This window comes from Pseudomonas rhodesiae (assembly GCF_007858255.1).
Classification (GTDB): Bacteria; Pseudomonadota; Gammaproteobacteria; order Pseudomonadales; family Pseudomonadaceae; genus Aquipseudomonas; species Aquipseudomonas rhodesiae.
Genome location: NZ_VFEU01000054.1, coordinates 1 through 6,291, shown reverse-complemented (window position 1 = coordinate 6,291; position 6,291 = coordinate 1). Strand labels below are relative to the sequence as shown.

At 61.7% G+C, this 6,291-nt stretch carries 5 protein-coding genes and 1 pseudogene; 4 read left to right on the top strand and 2 right to left on the bottom strand.

The window, feature by feature from the left end; translation table 11 throughout:
• Positions 1–218: 218 nt before the first annotated feature.
• The gene (locus FIV35_RS29260; RefSeq protein WP_034138011.1) at positions 219–1,277 is read right to left on the bottom strand and encodes a diguanylate cyclase; all 1,059 of its coding nucleotides are present in this window, start codon (positions 1,275–1,277) and stop codon (positions 219–221) included.
• 80 nt (positions 1,278–1,357) lie between these two features.
• Positions 1,358–1,990: a LysE family translocator gene (locus tag FIV35_RS29255; protein ID WP_034138010.1), complete on the bottom strand. Its 633-nt coding sequence runs from the start codon at positions 1,988–1,990 to the stop codon at positions 1,358–1,360.
• 254 nt (positions 1,991–2,244) lie between these two features.
• Here FIV35_RS29255 and FIV35_RS29250 point away from each other — a divergent pair, with 254 nt between their 5' ends.
• From FIV35_RS29250 to FIV35_RS29235, 4 genes and pseudogenes are all read left to right on the top strand, one after another.
• Positions 2,245–3,663 (top strand): aminotransferase-like domain-containing protein, encoded by a 1,419-nt coding sequence (locus FIV35_RS29250; RefSeq protein ID WP_034138009.1) that lies wholly within the window; start codon positions 2,245–2,247, stop codon positions 3,661–3,663.
• A 141-nt stretch (positions 3,664–3,804) separates the two neighbouring features.
• A complete protein-coding gene (locus FIV35_RS29245) occupies positions 3,805–4,545 on the top strand; it encodes a response regulator (RefSeq protein ID WP_034138008.1) in 741 nt (246 codons plus the stop codon).
• The gene (locus FIV35_RS29240) at positions 4,542–5,846 is read left to right on the top strand and encodes an ATP-binding protein (RefSeq protein WP_034138007.1); all 1,305 of its coding nucleotides are present in this window, start codon (positions 4,542–4,544) and stop codon (positions 5,844–5,846) included. Before FIV35_RS29245 ends, FIV35_RS29240 begins: the two co-directional genes overlap by 4 nt.
• Before the next feature lie 210 nt (positions 5,847–6,056).
• Positions 6,057–6,291, top strand: a pseudogene (locus tag FIV35_RS29235) (ribonucleotide-diphosphate reductase subunit beta); the annotation flags it as partial.

Below are 6,291 nucleotides of genomic sequence, written 5' to 3'. Positions count from 1 at the left end.
TTTTTGCCAAGTCAACCGAAACAGTCGTAAGCTGCATGAGGACGCTCCCTTCCGCTAAGTGTGGGTAACACTTTAACTTTGGCACATAGATGCCGTTAGGAAGGGGGCGTCCATTCCATTACCACAACGACAGGCTCAAGTTCCGAGTAAACCTACGGCGCTCATCCGTAGGGAATGCGCCAGCGTAGCGCTGCTTTTTCACCCCACTCTCACCCCCACTAAACCGACCGCAACCAAGTCCCCTGCGCTGCGCTGACGCGGTTACGCCCGCCGCTTTTGGCCTGGTACAACGCCAGGTCGGCGTCGTTGAGCCAACTGATGGAGTCGGCGTGCCCCGGTTGATAGGGCGCCAGGCCAATGCTCAGGCTGGCGCGCAGGGTCGGGTTTTGGTCGTAGGTCAGCGCATTGAAGCGATCGCGCAGCGCATCCATAGCTTGCGTGGCACGGTTGAGCGGCATGTCCGACAGGATCACGCAGAATTCATCACCGCCATATCGCCCCGCCTGGTCGGTACTGCGCAGGTTCTGGCGCAGTACCTTGCTGAGCTGGCGCAACACGATGTCGCCGGTCACGTGGCCGTAGGTGTCATTGATAAGTTTGAAGTGGTCGATGTCGATCAGGGCGATCACCGCGCCCCGCTGTTCATCGCGACAACGCTGGAACTCGATTTCCAACTGATCTTTCCACGCACCGTGGTTGAGCAGGCCGGACAAGCTGTCAGTACGGCTCAGGGCAAGCAGTTCGCGCTTGTGCCGGGACAAGTTCTGAGCCTGTCGATAGCAGATCCAACCGAGCACCAATGGATACAGCATCAGGATCGGCAGGCAGGCGTATAGCTGGGCCTGGCTGGTCATGGCGATAAAACCCGGTGCCACCCACCACCACCCGATGGCGACACCCAGCGCCTGCGCCAGCCAGCCGGCCAACACAAAGCGCGGCCCGCCAATGGATACGTTGTTCATGGACATCATCGACAGCACGGTGACACTGGGCAGCGGATTGAACTGCATGGCGGCGACCCAGAAGCCGCCGCAAAACGAATCGAACAGCAAATGGCGGCGTTCGCTGCGTAGGGTTTGGCTGGCGCGTAGGGTCAGTTGGAATGACACGTGAGGCCAGACAAACGCATTGATCAGCATCCAGGCCCACACCCACGGCGGAGGCTCCAGGGGGTATATGGCAAAAACCACGCACACTACGCCCAGGGCCAATCCCAGGGCACGGGTTCTGTAGAGGCGAATGGCGAGCGGAAGTCCTTTTCCTCCGACGCTGGGCATGGCGGGGGTCAATCCTGGAGGAATGCCTGGAGTCTATCAGGGCGACGGCAAATTGCCACCACAGCCGACAGGGACTTTGCTTAGCGGGAAAAGTCCCGTGCCAGCATCAACGCCACACCCAACAACAAAACCGCCGTGGCGCGCTGCAACAACACGCGGCGCTGAGGGTTTTCCAGCACATGCTTGATGCGCTGACCGAAATAGCAATACAAGCAGCCACTGGCGAATTGCAGCAACAGAAAGGTCAGCCCGAGGATGGCGATGTCCGCCGCCGAGCTTTGCTCCCCGGCCCCGGCGAACTGCGGGAACACCGCGCTGAACATAATGATGGTCTTGGGGTTGGAAAACCCGGTCAGCAAGCCTTTGCCGAACAGGCTGCGCGGGCCTTCCACACCGCCGGCCCTGTGGATCGACACGCCGTTGCTGGTCCACTGTTTGTAGGCCAAGTACAGGATGTAGGCCACGCCGACAAACTGGATGGTCTGGGTAATGGCGAGGTTGCCCTTGATCAGTTCCGAGAAGCCCACGGCAAAGATCAGGATCGAAATCAGGTACGACACACTGGCGCCGATCTGCGCCGGGATGGAACTGCGCAGGCCGTCCTTCAAGCCCAGGCTCAGCAAGAGCAGGGTCATGGGGCCAGGGCTGAAGGTCATGGTGGCGCAAAACAACAGAAAGTAGAGGAACGAAGAGAGTGTTAACGCGGTTGTCATGGTCCTGGACCTTGGGTAGGAGAGTCGACTTTCTTGGCCTTGAGCACCCTCTTTGGCTCTCAGCGGTTTTCTGGATGCGCACATATAAGTCGTCATAAAAAATGCGGAACCCATTGCTCACTTGCAGGGAAATCGCCGTATCCAAGCGAGGTGGCCGGCAGTCTAGAGGAGCGACGTTGCACCAGGCAGGTAAAGTGATGCCTAATCCGGCCTCACTTCACCGGTAAAAACACCAGCAAAGACAAGGAAGGTTTATGTTTGTATCCGCCATCGCCTTTGTGGACGGCACGCCGAAGGTGCAGCAGATCGTCGAAGCGTTCAGCCAGGCTATTGAAAACGGCGAATGGGCACCGGGTAGCAAATTGCCGTCGGTGCGCGAGTTGACCCAGACCCTGAGCGTCAGCAAATTCACCCTCAACGAAGCCCTCGACCGTCTGCGCGGCCGCAACCTGCTGACCTCCAGCCAGGGCCGCGGCTACTTTGTGGCGATGGACAGCACGCGGCCGGCCTCCTCTACCTGGGTCGACCTGCTGCCCCAAGACCTGCTCAGCGTCTTGCGTCGCCCGCTGGTGACGGCCGACAGCGACCTGCGCCCCGGCGGCGGCCATCTGCCCGAAGCGTGGTTGAACAGCGAGGCGCTCCGCCAGGCCATGCGCAGCGTGGTGCGCGCGCCGTCGCTGCGCATCGCCGGGCTGGGTACGCCAGCCGGTCTACTACCGCTGCGCCAGGCCCTGCAACACAAGTTGCACGGTGACGGATTGTCGGTGCCGGTGGAGCAAATCATCACCACCCCCAACACCGTGCAAGGCTTGGACATGCTTATGCGCCTGCTGGCGCGCCCCGGCGATACGGTGTTGCTGGATGCGCCGTGTTATTTCAACTTCCACGCCAATCTGGCGCTGCATGGGGTCAAGGTGGTGACCATTGAGCGTCGCCCGGACGGTTTCGACTTTACCGCTCTGGAACAGCTGCTGGCCGACCACCGTCCCAGCCTGTACCTGACCACCAGCGTGCTGCATAACCCTACCGGCCATTCGTTCAGCCCGAGCCAAGCGTTCCGCCTGCTGCAGCTGACCCAGCATTACCACTGCCATATCGTCGAAGACGACCTCTACGGTGACTTGCACCCCAACCCGCCGCCACGCCTGGCCAGCCTCGCCGGTCTTGAGCAGGTGACTTACCTGTCGGGGTTTTCCAAGATCCTCAGCGCCAACACCCGCGTCAGCTATGTGGTGGCCGCGCCGCAATTGGCGGCCAACCTGACCAATATGAAGTTGATGAGCGGCGGCGTGACCTCGGAGCTGTTCGAGCAGATCGTCTACCGCATGCTCAGCGAAGGCAGCTACGCCAAGCACCGCAAACGCATGGTGCAACGGCTGATGGAGTCCGGCGGTCGCGTGGAGCAATGGCTCAGGCGTTGTGGTTGTGAACTGCCAATGGCCTATGAAGGCGGCATGTTTATCTGGGCACGCCTGCCGCCGGAAGTGAACGGCGAACTGCTGGCCCAGGAGGCGTTGAAGCGCAGCATGGTGCTGGCGCCGGGGGCGTTATTCGGCTACGACCCGATCCATCGTGATTCGATGCGCTTTAATGTGGCCCACAGCGACGACCCGCGCGCGCAGCGTGTCTTCGAAGCCCTGCTGCGCGGGTGGGCCGGCAAGTCTGGCAACTGATCGCGCTAAGGCGATATGCCATTTTTTTGCTTCGCCGTGTATCTGCCTGCGCCCAGATACACTGCAATACAAAACGTACAAGGCATCGCCGGCAACAGTGGCTAGACTGCGCCGCAACGAGCATTTAACGAGGAAGGCAGCATGGATCATGTCGATCATATCCTGATCGTCGATGACGACCGGGAGATCCGCGAACTGGTGGGCAATTACCTGAAAAAAAATGGCATGCGCACCACCGTGGTCGCCGATGGCCGGCAAATGCGCAGCTTCCTGGAAACCACCCCCGTAGATTTGATCGTGCTGGACATCATGATGCCCGGCGATGACGGTTTGCAGCTGTGCCGCGAGCTGCGGGTAGGCAAGCACAAGGCCACGCCGGTGCTGATGCTGACCGCCCGCAATGACGAAACCGACCGCATCATCGGCCTGGAAATGGGCGCCGACGATTACCTGGTCAAGCCCTTCGCGGCCCGTGAGCTGCTGGCACGTATCAATGCGGTGCTCCGCCGCACGCGCATGCTACCGCCCAACCTGGTGGTCACCGAAACCGGGCGCCTGATCCGCTTCGGTCGCTGGCGCCTGGACACCACCGCGCGCCACCTACTTGACGACGACGGCACCCTGGTGGCCCTGAGCGGTGCGGAATACCGTCTGTTGCGGGTGTTTCTCGACCACCCCCAACGGGTGCTCACTCGTGACCAATTACTCAACCTGACCCAGGGCCGCGACGCCGATCTGTTCGACCGTTCCATCGACTTGCTGGTCAGTCGCCTGCGCCAACGGCTGTTGGATGATGCCCGTGAGCCGGCCTATATCAAGACCGTGCGCAGCGAGGGCTACGTGTTCTCACTGCCGGTGGAAATCCTCGAGGCCGATCAATGAGCCTGCGGCTCGGCTGGCCCCGCACCCTGGCGTCGCAATTGTCGCTGATTTTCCTGATCAGCCTGGTGTGCGCCCATGGGCTGTCGTTCAGTGCACAGTTTTACGAGCGCTATATCAGCGCGCGCACGACGATGCTGGGCAACCTGGAAAACGAAGTGGCCACCTCCGTGGCGATCCTGGACCGCCTGCCTGCCGATGAGCGCGCCAGTTGGCTGCCACGCCTGAACCGCCAGAACTACCGTTACCTGCTCAACACAGGCGAGCCGGGCCGCCCCTTGCCCAGCGATGACATGCCCATGGCCGCCACCTCGATTGCCGAGGCCCTGGGCGAGCGTTATGCGCTGACCTTTCGCGATATTCCGGGCGCGCAGAAGCATTTCCAGGCGCACCTGACACTGGCCGACGGGAGTCCGATCACCGTGGATGTGCGCCCCGCCGCCGTCCCGGTGGCCTATTGGCTACCGGTGGTGCTGGTGCTGCAACTGGCGCTGCTGCTGATCTGCACCGGGTTAGCCGTACGCCTGGCCATTCGCCCGCTGACGCGCCTGGCCCATGCCGTGGAAACCCTGGATCCCAACGCACATCCCACGACACTCGATGAACGTGGGCCCACCGAAGTGGCCCATGCCGCAGCGGCGTTCAATCGCATGCAGCAACGGATCGCCGACTACCTCAAGGAACGCATGCAGATCCTCGCGGCGATTTCCCACGATCTGCAAACACCGATCACCCGTATGAAGCTGCGCGCCGAGTTCATGGAGGACTCCACCGACCGCGAAAAACTCTGGAACGACCTGGGGGAAATGGAGCACTTGGTACGCGAAGGCGTGGCCTATGCGCGCAGCGTCCACGGCGCCAGCGAAACCAGCCAGCGCATCGACCTGGACGCCTTTCTCGACAGCCTGGTGTTCGACTATCAAGACATGCACAAACAGGTCAGCCTCAGTGGCAAGAGCGCGGCGATACTCGACACGCGCCCCCACGCCCTGCGCCGGATTCTGGTGAACCTGGTGGACAATGCCCTCAAGTTCGCCGGCTCCGCCCATCTGGAAGTGGCGGCCACCCCCAACGGTGAACTGTCGATCAAGGTACTGGATAGCGGGCCAGGCATTGCCGAGGCTGAATTGCCCCAGGTGCTGCAACCCTTCTACCGCGTTGAAAGCTCACGCAATCGCGGCACCGGCGGCACCGGCCTGGGCCTGGCCATCGCGCAACAGTTGGCCGTGGCGATCGGCGGTGCGCTGACCTTGAGCAACCGCCCCGAGGGCGGGCTCTGCGCGCAAGTCAGGTTGCCCCTGTAAGGGTGCGACGACGTAACCAGCTCGGTCCGTTGACCAACCCTGTTACACACCATATAGTGTGCCCACAAACAAGACCGACCACTACATAGTGTGCGCCTTCGGTGTTCACCGACCACACTCTGCGCAGTATTTCAATGCCTTGAAGCCTGCAAATCATCTATTTTTTGCACGGGCCCACCCCGTCAGACCAGACCAGGAAGGAATATTTCGATGCTGAGTTGGGATGAAGTCGACAACGAAGACACCGGCCCAGCGGTGATCAAAGGCGCCAACGCCGGCCACGCCACCGAAGCCAACATGGACCGCCTCGACGGTGCTGGCGCCGCCGCCGCCATTGAAGCCCGCGCCGTCACCGCCAGTGACTCCGCCGCCATCGTGCGCGCCAAGGCCGCCCTGGACAAACTCGACATCGCCGAAGGCCTCGCCGAACTCGAAGGCGCCTCCG